This is a genomic window from Bradyrhizobium tropiciagri (genome assembly GCF_001189845.1).
Taxonomy (GTDB): domain Bacteria; phylum Pseudomonadota; class Alphaproteobacteria; order Rhizobiales; family Xanthobacteraceae; genus Bradyrhizobium; species Bradyrhizobium tropiciagri.
The window spans coordinates 261,033-275,372 of the sequence record NZ_LFLZ01000003.1 but is presented as its reverse complement, the minus strand read 5'-3'; the positions used below and the strand labels follow the sequence as shown (position 1 = coordinate 275,372).

Below are 14,340 nucleotides of genomic sequence, written 5' to 3'. Positions count from 1 at the left end.
TCGAAGGATCGACGGGCACCATCGGGCCGTGCACCCTTCGAGGCTCGCTCCGCTCGCACCTCAGGCTGACGGGACGGAGAGCGGCACAATTGGCCTAGCGCCCGTTTACCACAACAACGCGCCACGCACTTTCCAACCGATCGATCCGCGTCAGCGACAGCGGATCGATGACGAAGCGCAGCGCGTGCTCCGGCGCGAGATCGAGTGCGATCGCGAGGATTGCGCGGATGGTGCCGGAATGCACCACCAGCACGACATCGCCGGCCGGCAGACGCGCAAGCCCGGTCCGCGCACGCGCGATCTGGTCGACAAAGCTTTCGCCTCCCGGCGGCCGGTTGGTCCCCGGCGAATTCCAGAACGCGCGATAGGCCGCGGCACCGAGCTCTTGCTCGATCTCGCTGTGGCGACGGCCGGTCCAGTTGCCGAAATCCTGTTCGCGAAAGGCGTCGTCTTCCGTTGCCGTGAGACCGAGCCGCGCTGCGGTCTCCCTTGTGCGACGCGCCGGGCTGCAGACTGCGACCGAATCGGCCGGCAGCCTCGCCTGCAACGCGGCGAATGCAGCGGCATCGCCGAGGTCCGCCGGCGCATCCGGCGCATGGATCACGCCGCGCGGTCCATCGACCGGCGCATGACGGATCAGCCAGAGATGTGTGTCGCCGTCCATCTTTTGCTCATTCTATTCTGACGCGTTTTCTTCACGCGAACCGGTATCCACTTCGCTCGAAAACGCTCTAACCCAACCGCGTCGCGAGCAGCACCAGGATCGCGGTCTCCGCAACCTGCTCGGCGCCGCCAAGCACGTCGCCGGTCTGGCCGCCGATCTGCCGCTTTGCCAACAGCGCCATGATCAGCGCGCCCGCCCCGGCCGCGATCGCCGCCAGCAGCGCGCTGCCGAAGGGCAGCACGAGGATTGCGATCACCAACGCGATACCTGCCGCGACCGTCGCGATCGTGCTGTCAGGCCGGCCGGCATTGGCCGCGAGCCCATCCTTGCGCGCATAAGGCAGGCTGATCGCGATCCACGGCAGCACGCCGCGGCCGAGCGCATGGGCCGCGATCAGGCCCTGCACCACCATGCCATCGGGAAGCGCAGCCAGCGCTGCAAGCCTGGTGACAAAGCTCACCACCAGCGCCAGCGCGCCATAGGTGCCGAGCCGGCTGTCGCGCATGATCTCGAGCTTGGCCGCGACATCGCGGCCGCCGCCGAATCCGTCGGCGACGTCGGCAAGCCCGTCTTCATGCAGCGCGCCGGTCAGCAGCGCGCCGCCGCCGAGCGCCAGCGCCGCCGCGGCCAGATCAGGGACACCGATCGTCCGCAGCAGCAGGCAGAGCAGGCCGATAGCGGCCCCGATGCCCGCCCCGACCAGCGGAAACAGCCGCTGCGCCCGGGCAAAACCCTCCGGCCGCGCGCCGTCCGGATGCGGCATCGGCAGCCGGGTCAGAAAGGAGATGGCGGTCCTGAGATCGTCGAGCAACTCACGCATGGTCGTGGCCTTCAAATTGCACTAAAGCGCGATGAGATCGGGCTGAATCTCATCGCGCCTTAGCCTCTTGATTGAGCATGATCTCCCCGGAAAACCGCTTCACACTTTTCCCGATCATGCTTTAGTTTGCGGCCCGCTCGACGAGGGAATCGCATGCAGTTCAATAGTCTAGACGACATCCGCAGCTTTTGTCGCGACCTGCCCGACGGCGACGAGGCGAGCGCTGTGGCGGCCACAGTTCGCCAGCAGAACCTGACCAAGCCGCCGGGTAGCCTCGGCCGGCTGGAGGAGGCAGCGATCTGGCTGGCGCGCTGGCAGGGGCGCGAGATCCCCCGGCTCGACCAGGTCACGATCGCCGTGTTTGCCGGCAATCACGGCATCGCCGAGCGCGGCGTCTCCGCCTATCCGTCCGAGGTCACCGCGCAGATGGTGGCGAACTTTGCCGCAGGCGGTGCCGCGATCAACCAGATCGCAAAGCTTGCCGGCGCCGAGCTGCGTGTCGAGGCGCTCGAGCTGGCGCGGCCGACCCGCGATTTCACGATGGCGACGGCGATGGACGGCGCCGACTTCCTCGTCGCGCTCGACACCGGCTGGCGCACGGTGCCGGAGCAATGCGATCTGCTCGTGGTCGGCGAGATGGGGATTGCCAACACCACCGTGGCCGCAACGCTGTGCGCGGCATTGATGGGCGGGCGCGGCGCGCGCTGGGCCGGCCGCGGCACCGGCGCGACGATGCTGGCCTGCTGCGCAAGCGCACCACGATCGACACCGCACTCAAAATGCACCGCAACCTGCTCGACGATCCGCTCGCCGTCGCAGTCGCGCTCGGCGGGCGCGAGCTCGCGGCCATCTTCGGCGCCGTGCTGGCGGCGCGAGCAAGATCGATCCCGGTGCTGCTCGACGGCTTCGTCGCGACATCGGCCGTGCTGCCCCTGGCGCGGCTTACACCCAATGGCCTCGTGCATTGCCGCGCCGGACACGTCTCGGCCGAGCTCGGCCATCGCGAATTGCTGCGCGAACTTCAGCTCGCGCCCTTGCTCGATCTCGAGATGCGGCTCGGCGAAGCTTCCGGCGCGGGGATTGCGATCCTGCTGTTGCGCGCCGCGCTCGCCTGCCACGGCGGCATGGCGACCTTTGCCGAGGCAGGCGTCTCCGGCGCAGACTGACAAACTGTCGCCGCATGCGCTAGCCTATGCTCTCAGCCTGAGCATGCCCCTTCGGAAAACTGCTTCACACTTTTCCGGATCACGCCCAGGGCTCGGCGCGAGCCAGAGCGACGTCAACGGAAGGAACCGCCACATGCGTATCGGGGCGATCTGGACGATCATGATCTTGGGGATGGCGGCGCTTGCCGATGTCTCAAGCGCTGAAGCCGACGTTCGTATCCTTGCCAGCCCGGGCGGACAGGTCGGTCCGTTCATCGACCTGTTCGACAAGGTGCGCGAGTCCGGCGAGCGCGTGGTGATCGACGGGCCATGCCTGTCGGCCTGCACGCTGGTGCTGTCGATGGTGCCGGGCGACCGCATCTGCGTGACACGGCGCGCCGTGCTCGGCTTCCACGCCGCACGCTCGATCGACCAACGCGGCCGGACCTATGCTGAGCCGGAAGCATCCGTCGCCGTGCTGCAAGCCTATCCGGCGCCGGTGCGCAGCTGGATCGTGCGCCGCGGCGGCCTGACCTCGCGCCTGCTGCTGCTGCGCGGCCGCGAGCTCGCTGCGATCTATCCGCGGTGCAGGTGAGGCGCGACCTCGTAGGGTGGGTTAGCCGAAGGCGTAACCCACCGTTGTCGCCACACGGGCATTGCGCGGATGAGAGACCGGCGGTGGGTTACGCCTCGCTAACCCACCGTACGATTATGAGCCGCCCTACGATTCGTTGTTCCGTCATCCTGAGCGAGCGGAGCGAGCCTCGAAGGATGCACGGCCACCAGCGGGGCCGTCGATCCTTCGAGGGCCGCTGAAGAAGCGGCCACCTCAGGATGACGGTGATAGAGGCCGGTGCGCGACCTACATCTGCTGCGGACAGTTCACCATCCAGGGGATGCCGAACTGATCGACGCACATGCCGAAGCCGTTGGAGAAGAAGGTCTTGCCGAACGGCATGGTGACCGTGCCGCCTTCGGACAGCGCCTTGAAGCGGCGTTCGGCCTCGGCGGGATCCTCGACCTGCAGCGCAACATGAAAGCCCTGCGGCTTCTGGAAATGGCCGGGCGGGGCATCGGAGGCCATGATGATCTCGCCGTCGATCGTGAGGCGAGCGTGCATGATCTTGTCCTTCCAGCCGGGAGGCGTCTGCATCTCCGGATTGCCCTCGCCGTAGGGGAAGGTTTCCTCGATCCGCGCACCGAGAACCTTCTGGTAGAAGTTCAGCGCGGCGCCGCAATTGCCATCGTAGGAGAGATAGGGGTTGACCTGCATCGCATGCTCCCTTGGTAGATTCTGGTTCTGGCGCGTTTTCTTCACGCGAACCGGTAAACCACTTCGTTCGAAAACGCGCTATCTTTCCGTCAGCTTCTTCAGATTGGCGAGACCGACCTCGAAATCCTTGCCGATCATGTGGTCCAGGTTCATGAACACCTGCATCACCTTCGACATGAAGACGGCCGGACCATACATGGTCCATGTGACGTTGGTCGCATCTCCCTGCGGCAGCATTGTGAACTCGGCGGTGTTGTGGCCCTCGAACGGCTTGAGGAAGTCGAGCTTGATGACGACCTTCGAGGGCGCGGACGACTGCAGGATCTCCATGCGGCCGGTGCCGACATTCTTGTTGCCGTCCCAGGCATAAACCGCCCCCTGCCCGCGCCCGGCGCCGTCATAGGTGCGCTTCATGTCCGGATCCCGGTTCTCGTAGGGCGACCAGACCGTCCACTGCCGGAAATCGTCGATCAGCGGAAAGATCCGTTCGGCCGGCGCCTTGATGCTGGTGGCGCGCGTGACGCGGAACGTGCTCGGCTTGGTCGCGGCGAGGACGAGGACGACGGCAATCGCGACCGCAAGGACAATCGCGATGATGGCAAGGGTCTCGAACATGATGGTCTCCAAATGCATGAATTGAAGAATTAGAGCGTTTCGAACGAAGTGGGTAGCGGTTCGCATGAAGCAAACGCGTCAAACCAACTCAGCGGCGGAACGGAAGCAGCGCGCGCAGATTGCCGTCGCGCAGATAGAGCCCGCCCCACACCATCAGGCCGAGATAGAGCCCGAACAGCGTATGGGTAAACAGCGGGCTGCCGATCCGCACATGCGATGCGATCGCGCCGCCGAGATAGCCGGTGAGCAGGATGGCGCCGAGGATCGAGGTCGGCGGCACCGAGTATAACAGCGTGCAGACGATGGTGATGATGCCGAGGCTGCGCGCCAGCGTGTCGCTCGCGCCCCAGCCCATCTTGTCCATGGTCTCGGTGACGACCGGCAACGGCAGCAGCTTGATGGCGCCATCGAACAGCAGGAAGAGTACGACCACGCCGCTCATGACGCGGCCGGTGATGCGGGCGGGCTTTGAGACTTCGGTCTCTACGATCGTCGACATGACGGGCTCCGTAACGCTTGGTGATGCTCTGTCATCAAGACGAACGGTGGTGTGCGGGGCCGACAGAGTGAGTGAAGATTTTTCGGAGGGCGCGACGAGAGCCGTGACCGCGCAACCAGACAGCGAAGACGATGTCGATCATCTCACCCGGGGCTTACCCCTCTCCCCACCCTCCCCCGCAAGGGGGGAGGGAGCCTGACCTGCGTGCTCGCCTCACGTAATTTCCGCGCGCTCACCCCACGTAATTGTTGGCGTGGCGGCGAACGAGTTTGCTCGCCGCACTCTGATCCGCGGTTTGACGCGTAGGTTCTGCGTTTGTGTGAGGGACTAACCGGCGGCAGGGTTCCCTCCCCCCTTGTGGGGGAGGGTTAGGGAGAGGGGTGTCACGCGGGAAGTCTCTCAGCCTGCGCTTGAAAGACAGAAGCCGCGCTCGCTACTTCGCCTTCACATTGCGCGGCTGGCTGTCGCGCATCAGACGGTCGATGTGCATGCGGATGTGGGCGGCCTCGGCCGTGGTGTTGGCGAGCGCGATGGCGCGGTCGAAGGCGACGCGCGCCTCCTCGTTGCGGCCGAGCTGCATCAGGAAGGCGCCGCGCACGCCGAAATAATGGAAGTAATTCGAAAGCCGCGGCGCCAGCGGCTCGATCATCTCGAGCGCGGCTTCCGGCCCCTTCACCTTGGAGACCGCAACCGCGCGATTGAGCGTGATCACCGGCGACGGCTGCATGACCTCGAGCGCGCCGTAGAGCAGGTCGATCTGGGTCCAGTCGGTCTCCTCCGGCTTTTCAGCGCGGGCGTGCAGCGCGGCGATCGCGGCCTGCACCTGATAGGGCCCGCTGCGGCGGTGGCGCATCGCCTTGTCGATCAGCGCTGCGCCCTCGGCGATCAGCTTCTGGTTCCACAGGCTGCGGTCCTGGTCGTCGAGCAGGATCACCTGGCCGTCGGCATCGAAACGTGCCTCGGCGCGGGCGTGCTGCAGCAACAGCAGCGCGGTCAGCCCCATGATCTCCGGCTCGCTCTGGAACAGCCGCAGCAGCAGACGGGCGAGGCGGATCGCCTCCTCGCACAGCGGCGAGCGGATCTCGGCGGTGTCGCCGCTCGCCGAATAGCCTTCGTTGAAGATCAAATAGATCATCGCCGCGACCGAGGCGAGCCGCTCGCTGCGCTCGACCGCGCCCGGCGTCTCGAACGGCACATTGGCGTCGGCGACGCGCGCCTTGGCCCGCGTGATGCGCTGCTCCATGGCGGCTTCCGAGACCAGGAAGGCGCGCGCAATCTGCTTCACCGTGAGGCCGGAGACGATGCGCAGCGCAAGCGCGATCTGCTGGGTCGGTGGCAGGTCCTTGTGACAGCAGATGAACAGCAGCCGCAGGATGTCGTCGCGGTAATGCGAGCCGTCGAGCCGCTCGGCGATCTCGTCCTCGGCGTCGTCGAGGTCGGAGATCGCCCGGTCGTCGTCGGGCAGCGCCTCCTGCTTCTTGCTGCGCCTGATGTCGTCGATCGCGACATTGCGGCCGACCATGATCAGCCACGACGCGGGATCGCGCGGCGGGCCGTTCTGCGGCCAGCTCTTCAGCGCCCGCAGGCAGGCGTTCTGGAAGGCTTCCTCGGCAGTATCGAGATTGCGGAAGTAGCGCAGCAATGCGCCAACCGCCTGGGGACGCGCCGACGTCAGCGCGGCATCGATCCAGGCGGTGTCGGTCACGCTCACGTCTTTGCGCTCCCGGGAGTGAAGTAGCCGACCGGGCGGATCTCATAGGTGCCGCCGGGATTGGCCTCGCCGAGGTCGCGCGCGATGTCGAGCACCTCGTCGAGGTTCTTGCCCTCGACCAGGTAGAAGCCGAGCAGCTGCTCCTTGGTCTCGGCGAACGGGCCGTCCAGCACCAGCGGCGGGTTTTCCTTGCGCAGGGTGGTCGCGGCCGTGGTCGGCAACAGCCGCGCCACCGGGCCGAGCTTGCCCTGCTTGGCGAGCTTGTCCTGCACGACGGACAATTTCTGCATGACCGAGGCGTCGTGCTCCTTGCTCCAGGAACCGACCATGTCTTCGTCATGATAGCAGAGGATGGCGTACAGCATCGAAAAGGCATCTCCGTTCATTGCAAGAACGAACGATTATGCCCGCTGCCGACAGGCGGAGCGAAAGAAATTTCGGTTCCGGATACCGCCGATGGATTTGGCTGAAGCTCGTGGCGAGCCTCCGGTCGCGGCGATCGCGATCACCGCGACGAGGATGCTGCGATCACCAGTAGACACCGTAGCGGGCGGCGATGCGGCGCGCCTTAGCCTCATCGCTCTCCCGGCGGCTGGTCTGGCTCCGCTTCACCGGACTCGACGCCTGCGGCCGCGGGGCCTCGGCCGGCTGGGCCTGCGACGGCACCGGCTTGGCCTCGGCCTGATCAGGCGCAACGGCCGGTTGCGCCTGAGCGGGTGTATCGGCGTTTGCGAGCACGAGGCCGCGGCTCTGGCCGGCGTGCGCCGCGGCGGCGGTTGCTGCGATGAAAGCCGCGATCGCGATCAGCTTGCGCATGGAAGTTCTCGCCAGTTGATGGCAGGAGACTAGGGAGCGGGCCACACGCCCCTCTGTGATATATGTCACATTGAAATTGGAGGTATCCGGATGGGTAAGGGCGCACTGGCGCTGCTGATCAATGGCGGCTCGGAAAACTGGTCGTCGGCGCGCTGGAAGGCGCGGTTCGACACCGTCTGCCCGGACCGCCCTGCGGTGCTGCTGCCGGACGGCGCACTCGATCCCGCCGACGTGCATTACGCCGCGGTGTGGAAGCCGAAGCCGGGCGAGCTCGCTTCATTCAAGAACCTGCGCGTCATCTTCAACCTTGGCGCCGGCGTCGACGCGCTGATGGCCGACCGCTCGCTGCCCGACGTGCCGCTGGTCCGGGTCTCAGTCTCCGATCTCACCGACCGCATGACCGAATATGTCGTGCTGCATGTGCTGATGCATCACCGCCAGGAGCTTTATCTGCGCGAGTCGCAGCGCCTGAAGCGCTGGGCGCCGGACTATCAATGGGCAGCAAGCGCGATCACCGTCGGCGTGATGGGGCTCGGCACCCTCGGCGCGGCCTCGGCGCAGGCGCTCCGCGCGCTCGGCTTCCGCGTCGTCGGCTGGAGCCGCAGCGAGAAGCGGATCGACGGCATCGCCTGCTATCACGGCACTGACGGGCTCGACGCATTCCTGCGCGCGGCCAACATCCTGGTATGCCTGCTGCCGCTGACGCCGGATACACGGCATGTGCTGAACCGCGATGCGTTCGCCAAGCTGAACCGCAACAGCCCGCTCGGCGCGCCCGTGATCGTCAATGCCGGCCGCGGCGGCTTGCAGAACGAAGCCGACATCCTGCGCGCGCTCGATGACGGCACGCTGGGCGCGGCCTCGCTCGACGTGTTCGAGACCGAGCCGCTGCCCGAGGCGAGCCCGTTCTGGAACCACCCGAGGGTGGTGCTGACGCCGCACAACGCCGCCGACACCGACGCCGACGAGATCTCGAAATACGTTGCACAGCAGATCGCGCGCTTCGAGGCGGGCGGGGAGCTGGAGAACGTGGTCGATCGCAAGCGGGGATATTGAGGCCAGCGCGTAGCCCGGATGCAGCGAAGCGAAATCCGGGGTCTTTGCAGCGGACAAACTGCTCCCGGATTGCGCTTCGCTCCATCCGGGCTACGAAACCGGCGACTGCTGGAATCACACGCGAGCGTCATTGCGAGGAGCGAAGCGACGAAGCAATCCATGCAATCGCGTAAGCGGACAGATAGATTGCTTCGCTTCGCTCGCAATGACGATGCGAAGGCCTCAGCCCATCTCGGCAACCACCTCGGCGAGCCGGTCGTAGGCGGGAGCGACGCCCTTATCGATGCCGGAGTTGAGATGGCCGTCACGCGCCTCCTTGGTCGGATGCTTGATGGTGGTGGTCAGCGTGGTGGTGCCGGCTTCCTCGACGAAGGTCGAGATGACCAGATACTCGTCGCTGGTGAAGCCCGGCATCGAGAACGTTTCGCCGAACGCCAGCCGCTCCGGGCGAACCACTTCGCGGTAGGTGCCGGTGAGTTCATGCTCGATGCCCTCGGACGACCGGAACACGAACCGATAGGCGCCACCGACCCGCAGGTCGACTTCACACACCGGCATCGTGAGCTGCTCGCAGCCGAGCCAACGCACCAGGTATTCCGGCTTTGTCATCGCATCGAACACAAAGCGCCGCGGCGCGTCGAACTGGCGCGTCATGGCGAATTCGAAATCCGACGGGGTCGTGATCTTCAGCGTCTTATCCACGCGTGCGTCCACGTTGCTTCTCCTTTGTCACACTGGTTTTACGCTTGCGCGGCGGAGCCTTTGCGGCCTCCTCCGCCTTCATCTCCTCGAGCAGGCCGTCGAGGCGGTTGAAGCTCTCGTCCCAGAAGCGGCGGAAATTCCCGAGCCAGCCATCGACCTGTTTGAACGAGTCGGGCGCGATCCGGCACGGCCGCCACTGCGCCTCGCGCCCGCGCGAGATCAGGCCGGCGTGCTCCAGCACCTTCAGGTGCTTGGAGATCGCCGGCAGGCTCATGTCGAACGGCTTTGCCAGCTCCATCACCGAGGTCTCGCCGAGCGCGAGCCGCGCCAGGATCGCGCGCCGGGTCGGATCGGCCAGCGCCGCGAAGGTCGAACTGAGGGGGTCGAGCGGCATGTACTTAGCTCATTGGTTAAATAACCTTGAGGTTAAGTACGCCCGAACGACGGCCGCGTCAACGGCCGTTTTTGGCCGCTGACGCGAACGTGCGCGATCTACGATTTGCGCGCGAAGGTGACGTGCGTAGCGTTCGGGCTCGCGACGTGCGAGACGACGGCATAACCGAGCGCGGGCAGATCGATACCCGCGAACAGATTCTCGCCGGCACCGAGCAGCACCGGCGATAGCGCCAGCTGCACCTCGTCGAGCAGCCGCGCCTCAAGGAATTGGCGCACCAGCGACACGCCGCCGCCGACCCGGATGTCCTTGTCCCCCGCAACAGCACGCGCGCGCTCGAGCGCGGCGTGAATACCGTCGGTCACGAAGTGGAACGTGGTGCCGCCTTCCATTTCGATGTCCGGCCGTGCGTGATGGGTCAGCACATAGGTCGGCGTGTGATACGGCGGATTGGGGCCCCACCAGCCTTTCCAGGACTCGTCCGGCCACGGCCCGCGGATCGGGCCGAACATATTCCGCCCGAGGATCCAGGCGCCGATATTCTCCATCGACTTGCGCGCGATCTCGTCATCGAGACCGGTGCTGCCGCCGTCCTGGCCGAAGGTCTGGCGGAACGTCCGCGTCTGGAGGAACCAGCCGGGCAACACCATGCCGCCTTCGCCGAATGGATTTTCGAGGCTCTGACGCGGTGCCGCGCCAAATCCGTCGATCGAGACCGAGAATGCTGAAGTCCTGACTTTTCCCATGAGATTTCGCTTCCGTGAGAGGGGGGACCTTACGGAAGACGGGCAGGAAAACCAGCGTCCGACATTTGCTGCTGAAGAAATTTTGCGGCTTCTATTTGGCCGCGCACATCACGTCGAGGGCGCCCTTGACGATCGCCTCGAGTTCCCGGCGCGGCACGCGGGCACGGGCGCGGATCGCGATGGTGTGGATGGTGGCGGAGGCAAGATGCGCAAGCGACGCCGGATCGGCGCCCTCAGGCAGCTCTCCCCGCTCCTTGGCATGGCGGAAGCAGATGCCGAACGCCTTGTCGAGCTCGGTCAGGCCCTCCACCACCATGTTGCGGATGTCAGGATCGGACACCGCCTCGGACGCCGCGGTCATCACGGTGAAGCAGCCGCGCGGACCGGACTCGCCGGAAAGATAAATGTCGAGCGCGATGCGATAGATGCGCTCCAGCCGCTCGCGCAATGGCGCATCAGAGCGGAAGATGTCGGCCATCGCGGCGCGCGCGTCGTCGCGGTAGCGCTGGTAGCTCTTGATGTAGAGCTCGCGCTTGTCGCCGAACGCGCCATAGAGGCTCGGCCGGTTCATGCCGGTCGCCGCACTCAAATCATCGAGCGAGGTCGCGGCAAAGCCGTCGCGGCGGAACAGATCGAGCGCCTTGCCGAGCGCGACATCGGGCTCATAGGCGCGCGGCCGCCCACGCCGCTTCGGCGCGACGGGCGCTGCGATTTTGGCAGCAGATGGCGGCTTCTTACTTTTTTGTACCATTTCGCACTAAATTCCTTGACGCAGCTAATATTATCCAAGACAGTACAAAAATCAACAACGGCCGGACACCCACGCCAGACACTGGAGGCACCCATGGACCTTTATTTCTCGCCGCTCGCCTGCTCGATGGCGACCCGCGTCGCGCTCTATGAAGCGGGCCAGCCGGCCAACTATCTCGAGGTCGACCCGAAGACCAAGCAGGTGCGCAACGACGGCACCGACTTCAACAAGGTCAACCCGCTCGGCCTGGTGCCGACGCTGCGCACCGACGACGGTGTGGTGCTGACCGAGAACGCGGCGATCCTGCAATATGTCGCCGACCAGTTCCCGCGGGCCGGCCTCGGCACCGCGTCGAACGCCGAGCGTTCAAAGCTGCATCAATGGCTGTGCTTCATCGGCACCGAGCTGCACAAGGGCCTGTTCCTGCCGCTGCTCGACAAGAAGGCGCCGCCGGAGGCCAAGACCTATGCGCTGGAAAAATACGTCTCGCGGCTCGACTATGTCGAGGATCATCTGAAGGGCCGCGAGTACCTGCTCGATCACTTCAGCGTCGCCGACGCCTACCTCGTCACGGTGATCAACTGGACCATGGCGACGCCGCCGATCGAACTTTCGAAATGGCCGGCGCTGAAGGCCTATTATGAGCGGCTGCGCGCCCGGCCGTCGGTCGCGAAGGCGGTCGCGGAGGAGTTCGAGCTCTACAAGGCCGAGATCGCCCGGCACAAGGCGGCGGCGTAAGGCGCGTCGCGACACGACGGCTCCAAGCGCGGGGCCGTCGACCCTTCGAGGCTCGCTCCGCTCGCACCTCCAGCGATAACGGCGAAGCCGTTACGCGTGGGTGACGGAGATGGAGACGCGCAATTGGTCGAGGGTGCTGCTTGCGCAACTCCATCCCCGTCATGCTGAGGAGCCGCGAAGCGGCGGCGTTTCGAAGCACAACGGCCCAGCTTTCACTGCTAGAACGGCTCCTGCCCCAACCCCGGCACGTCGGCCGGACGCGGGCCCGGCGCGGGCCAATGGAAGCGGCGATCCTTCTGCAATCGCGATGTCGTTGATCGAGGCCTCGCGGCGGCGCATCAGGCCGTGCTCGTCGAACTCCCACTGCTCATTGCCGTAGGAGCGAAACCAGTTGCCGGCGGCGTCATGCCATTCGTACTGGAAGCGCACGGCGATACGGTTGCCGTCGAACGCCCAGAGATCCTTGATCAGGCGATACTCCTGCTCCTTCTCCCATTTGCGGGTCAGGAAGGCCACGATCGCCTCGCGGCCCTGAAATACCTCGGAGCGATTGCGCCACCGGCTGTCCTCGGTATAGGCGCCGGCGACCCGAACGGGGTCGCGCGAATTCCAGGCGTCCTCCGCCATGCGCGCCTTCTGCGCGGCGGTCTCGCGGGTGAAAGGTGGCAGCGGCGGGCGTGACATCGGCGATCCCTCGCGGTTGGTTTGTTGCGCGCAAATCTAGCGCAGCGCCGCATGGAGTCGATGGGGCGTTTCCTATCGCCCGATAGCTAGGCCAGATCGGCCTTCATCAGCGCGCGAATGGACTTCGGAATCGGCTGCGCCCGCCCCTGGCTGACGAAGGCAACGCGCACCTGCGCCTTCACAAGCACGTCATCGCCGCGCCGGACCTCCTGCGCCAGCATGATGGAGGCGCCCTTCACGGCGATCGGCCAGGTCACGACGTCGAGCATGTCGTCCATCCGCGCAGGCTTGAGGAAGTCGAGCGTCATCGAGCGCACGACGAAGGCGAAGCCGCCGGTCTCTTCCTGCGCCTCCTCGAACAGCGCGTTCTGTTCGGCGCCCATCAGACGGAGATGATTGGTGCGCCCGCGCTCCATGAACCGCAGGTAATTGGCGTGGTAGACGATGCCGGAAAAGTCGGTGTCTTCGTAATAGACACGCACCTGCATATGGTGCCGGCCATCGCGGATCGCGCCGTCGATATGGGGTAAGGTCAATTGCGGCCCCTCGATTGAGGTCGTTTGAGCATGATCTCTTCGGAAAACCGCTGCACACTTTTCCGGATCATGCCTTGGAACGACAATCGTGTTGCGCAAATTGCTCGATCACGCAAGCGCGATCAGGACACCGCCGATCCCTTTGCACCCAGCGTCACCTGCACGATCTCGGGCGGCACGCCGAGGCGGAACGGCATGATGCTGCAGCCGAGGCCACCGGAGACGACGACGTCGCATTTCAGCTTGATGTGGCCGTAAGCGAGCCGCATGCCGTGCTCGACCGGCACCGCCGGCGACCAGCCGAGCAGCCGGATCTGGCCGCCATGGGTGTGGCCGGACAGCTGCAACGCGACGCGCGAGGGCACGCGCAGCGCGACGTCCGGCTCGTGCGCCAGCAGGATCACCGGCGCATCGTCGGTGACTTTCGCGAGCGTCCCGTTGAGATCGTCGACGCCGATCCGCCTGATCTCGCGATAGCGCCGCGCCGCCATGAAGGCGAGTTGGTCGCCGAGACCGGCGAGCCAGAACGGGCGGTTATCCTTGACGAGCCGCACCGCGTCGTTCTCGTAAACCGGGATGCCGGCGCGCTCCAGCGCGCGCCGCGCGACCGGCGTGCCCTGCCCCAGGCGCTGCACCGCCTTGTCTTCCCAGTAGTCGTGATTGCCGAGCACGGCGTGCACGCCGAGCGGCGCCTTCAGGCCCTTGAGCACCGCGGCCCATTCGGAGGCCGGAATAAATCGCGTGACGTGGCGCAGCCCCGCGACATAGTCGCCGAGCAGCACGATGATGTCGGGGTTCAGCGCATTGGTCCGCTCGACGATGTCGGCGATGCGATCGAGCGACATCCAGGGATCGCAGGCGTGAATGTCCGCGAGCGCGGCGATCTTGAGCGGAAAGTCGGCTGGCCATTGCCGCGGCGACAGATCGTAGCGCGTCAGCGTGAGGCGAACGACCGGCTCGCTCAGGCCATAGGCCGCGGTCGAGGCGGTGGCGGCGGTCAATCCGCCGGCGGTGCGCAGAAAATTTCGGCGTGAAATCATGGACGTTCGATCGGTGATGCCTGAACGACCATAGGCCCGTTGATTGGAGCGAAATTGGGCCGCGTTTGTGCAAACGGCCTGCAGACGCTTCGCAATGGTTAGCGCGCAAGGTTACCGACACGCGCGATGCGCCGCATCAACACGTCTTCT

17 protein-coding genes and 2 pseudogenes are annotated in these 14,340 nt (G+C 65.7%); 4 read left to right on the top strand and 15 right to left on the bottom strand.

Translation table 11 applies throughout. The features are described 5' to 3' along the window. Window positions 1–94: 94 nt before the first annotated feature. Together AKN84_RS04625 and cobS are read right to left on the bottom strand one after the other, a co-directional pair. On the bottom strand, window positions 95–664 hold the full coding sequence (locus AKN84_RS04625; protein WP_050419572.1) for a histidine phosphatase family protein: 570 nt from the start codon (window positions 662–664) through the stop codon (window positions 95–97). Between the two features lie 67 nt (window positions 665–731). Next, window positions 732–1,484, bottom strand: coding sequence for an adenosylcobinamide-GDP ribazoletransferase (gene cobS, locus AKN84_RS04620; RefSeq protein ID WP_050419612.1), 753 nt, complete (start codon window positions 1,482–1,484; stop codon window positions 732–734). 153 nt (window positions 1,485–1,637) lie between these two features. Between cobS and cobT the strand changes: the two are divergent. After that, window positions 1,638–2,650, top strand: a pseudogene (cobT, locus tag AKN84_RS04615) (nicotinate-nucleotide--dimethylbenzimidazole phosphoribosyltransferase). A gap of 160 nt (window positions 2,651–2,810) precedes the next feature. Beyond that, a complete protein-coding gene (locus AKN84_RS04610) occupies window positions 2,811–3,224 on the top strand; it encodes a S49 family peptidase domain-containing protein (RefSeq protein ID WP_244484924.1) in 414 nt (137 codons plus the stop codon). 267 nt (window positions 3,225–3,491) lie between these two features. Here the strand turns inward: AKN84_RS04610 and AKN84_RS04605 are convergent, their stop codons facing one another. From AKN84_RS04605 to AKN84_RS04580, 6 genes are all read right to left on the bottom strand, one after another. After that, window positions 3,492–3,902 carry a VOC family protein gene (locus tag AKN84_RS04605; protein ID WP_050419570.1) on the bottom strand — a complete coding sequence of 137 codons (411 nt, stop codon included), beginning with the start codon at window positions 3,900–3,902 and terminating at the stop codon, window positions 3,492–3,494. Between the two features lie 78 nt (window positions 3,903–3,980). Further along, window positions 3,981–4,517, bottom strand: coding sequence for an SRPBCC family protein (locus tag AKN84_RS04600; protein WP_050419611.1), 537 nt, complete (start codon window positions 4,515–4,517; stop codon window positions 3,981–3,983). Between the two features lie 88 nt (window positions 4,518–4,605). Then, on the bottom strand, window positions 4,606–5,016 hold the full coding sequence (locus AKN84_RS04595; RefSeq protein ID WP_050419569.1) for a DoxX family protein: 411 nt from the start codon (window positions 5,014–5,016) through the stop codon (window positions 4,606–4,608). A gap of 433 nt (window positions 5,017–5,449) precedes the next feature. Continuing rightward, complete coding sequence (locus tag AKN84_RS04590; RefSeq protein ID WP_050419568.1) at window positions 5,450–6,727, bottom strand: RNA polymerase sigma factor; 1,278 nt, start codon at window positions 6,725–6,727, stop codon at window positions 5,450–5,452. Continuing rightward, window positions 6,724–7,092, bottom strand: a complete 369-nt coding sequence (locus AKN84_RS04585; protein ID WP_050419610.1) for a YciI family protein — start codon at window positions 7,090–7,092, stop codon at window positions 6,724–6,726. Before AKN84_RS04585 ends, AKN84_RS04590 begins: the two co-directional genes overlap by 4 nt. A 163-nt stretch (window positions 7,093–7,255) precedes the next feature. Then, complete coding sequence (locus AKN84_RS04580; protein ID WP_050419567.1) at window positions 7,256–7,543, bottom strand: hypothetical protein; 288 nt, start codon at window positions 7,541–7,543, stop codon at window positions 7,256–7,258. 90 nt (window positions 7,544–7,633) lie between these two features. Between AKN84_RS04580 and AKN84_RS04575 the strand changes: the two genes are divergently transcribed. Then, entirely contained in the window at window positions 7,634–8,599 is a 966-nt protein-coding gene (locus AKN84_RS04575; RefSeq protein ID WP_050419566.1) for a 2-hydroxyacid dehydrogenase, read from the top strand. 222 nt (window positions 8,600–8,821) lie between these two features. Here the strand turns inward: AKN84_RS04575 and AKN84_RS04570 are convergent, their stop codons facing one another. The 4 genes from AKN84_RS04570 to AKN84_RS04555 form a co-directional block, all read right to left on the bottom strand. Next, a complete protein-coding gene (locus tag AKN84_RS04570) occupies window positions 8,822–9,313 on the bottom strand; it encodes an SRPBCC domain-containing protein (protein ID WP_128970428.1) in 492 nt (163 codons plus the stop codon). After that, entirely contained in the window at window positions 9,294–9,695 is a 402-nt protein-coding gene (locus AKN84_RS04565) for an ArsR/SmtB family transcription factor (protein ID WP_024579196.1), read from the bottom strand. Before AKN84_RS04565 ends, AKN84_RS04570 begins: the two co-directional genes overlap by 20 nt. A 98-nt stretch (window positions 9,696–9,793) precedes the next feature. Beyond that, on the bottom strand, window positions 9,794–10,441 hold the full coding sequence (locus AKN84_RS04560) for a dihydrofolate reductase family protein (protein WP_050419564.1): 648 nt from the start codon (window positions 10,439–10,441) through the stop codon (window positions 9,794–9,796). Window positions 10,442–10,532: 91 nt separating this feature from the next. Next, the gene (locus AKN84_RS04555) at window positions 10,533–11,192 is read right to left on the bottom strand and encodes a TetR/AcrR family transcriptional regulator (protein WP_050419563.1); all 660 of its coding nucleotides are present in this window, start codon (window positions 11,190–11,192) and stop codon (window positions 10,533–10,535) included. A gap of 93 nt (window positions 11,193–11,285) precedes the next feature. Here AKN84_RS04555 and AKN84_RS04550 point away from each other — a divergent pair, with 93 nt between their 5' ends. Next, window positions 11,286–11,930 carry a glutathione binding-like protein gene (locus tag AKN84_RS04550; RefSeq protein WP_050419562.1) on the top strand — a complete coding sequence of 215 codons (645 nt, stop codon included), beginning with the start codon at window positions 11,286–11,288 and terminating at the stop codon, window positions 11,928–11,930. A 218-nt stretch (window positions 11,931–12,148) separates the two neighbouring features. Here AKN84_RS04550 and AKN84_RS04545 read toward each other — a convergent pair. The 3 genes and pseudogenes from AKN84_RS04545 to AKN84_RS04535 form a co-directional block, all read right to left on the bottom strand. Then, window positions 12,149–12,614 (bottom strand): annotated as a pseudogene (locus AKN84_RS04545) (nuclear transport factor 2 family protein). 86 nt (window positions 12,615–12,700) lie between these two features. Next, complete coding sequence (gene ybgC, locus AKN84_RS04540; protein WP_128970438.1) at window positions 12,701–13,102, bottom strand: tol-pal system-associated acyl-CoA thioesterase; 402 nt, start codon at window positions 13,100–13,102, stop codon at window positions 12,701–12,703. 170 nt (window positions 13,103–13,272) lie between these two features. Next, complete coding sequence (locus tag AKN84_RS04535) at window positions 13,273–14,190, bottom strand: metallophosphoesterase (protein WP_050419561.1); 918 nt, start codon at window positions 14,188–14,190, stop codon at window positions 13,273–13,275. Window positions 14,191–14,340: the final 150 nt, after the last annotated feature.

Coding starts and splice junctions, on each gene's coding strand:
- AKN84_RS04625 (WP_050419572.1), bottom strand. CDS start 664: ATGGACGGCGACACACATCTCTGGCTGATCCGTCATGCGCCGGTCGAT.
- cobS (WP_050419612.1), bottom strand. CDS start 1,484: ATGCGTGAGTTGCTCGACGATCTCAGGACCGCCATCTCCTTTCTGACC.
- AKN84_RS04610 (WP_244484924.1), top strand. CDS start 2,811: ATGATCTTGGGGATGGCGGCGCTTGCCGATGTCTCAAGCGCTGAAGCC.
- AKN84_RS04605 (WP_050419570.1), bottom strand. CDS start 3,902: ATGCAGGTCAACCCCTATCTCTCCTACGATGGCAATTGCGGCGCCGCG.
- AKN84_RS04600 (WP_050419611.1), bottom strand. CDS start 4,517: ATGTTCGAGACCCTTGCCATCATCGCGATTGTCCTTGCGGTCGCGATT.
- AKN84_RS04595 (WP_050419569.1), bottom strand. CDS start 5,016: ATGTCGACGATCGTAGAGACCGAAGTCTCAAAGCCCGCCCGCATCACC.
- AKN84_RS04585 (WP_050419610.1), bottom strand. CDS start 7,092: ATGCTGTACGCCATCCTCTGCTATCATGACGAAGACATGGTCGGTTCC.
- AKN84_RS04580 (WP_050419567.1), bottom strand. CDS start 7,543: ATGCGCAAGCTGATCGCGATCGCGGCTTTCATCGCAGCAACCGCCGCC.
- AKN84_RS04575 (WP_050419566.1), top strand. CDS start 7,634: ATGGGTAAGGGCGCACTGGCGCTGCTGATCAATGGCGGCTCGGAAAAC.
- AKN84_RS04565 (WP_024579196.1), bottom strand. CDS start 9,695: ATGCCGCTCGACCCCCTCAGTTCGACCTTCGCGGCGCTGGCCGATCCG.
- AKN84_RS04560 (WP_050419564.1), bottom strand. CDS start 10,441: ATGGGAAAAGTCAGGACTTCAGCATTCTCGGTCTCGATCGACGGATTT.
- AKN84_RS04555 (WP_050419563.1), bottom strand. CDS start 11,192: ATGGTACAAAAAAGTAAGAAGCCGCCATCTGCTGCCAAAATCGCAGCG.
- AKN84_RS04550 (WP_050419562.1), top strand. CDS start 11,286: ATGGACCTTTATTTCTCGCCGCTCGCCTGCTCGATGGCGACCCGCGTC.
- ybgC (WP_128970438.1), bottom strand. CDS start 13,102: ATGCAGGTGCGTGTCTATTACGAAGACACCGACTTTTCCGGCATCGTC.
- AKN84_RS04535 (WP_050419561.1), bottom strand. CDS start 14,190: ATGATTTCACGCCGAAATTTTCTGCGCACCGCCGGCGGATTGACCGCC.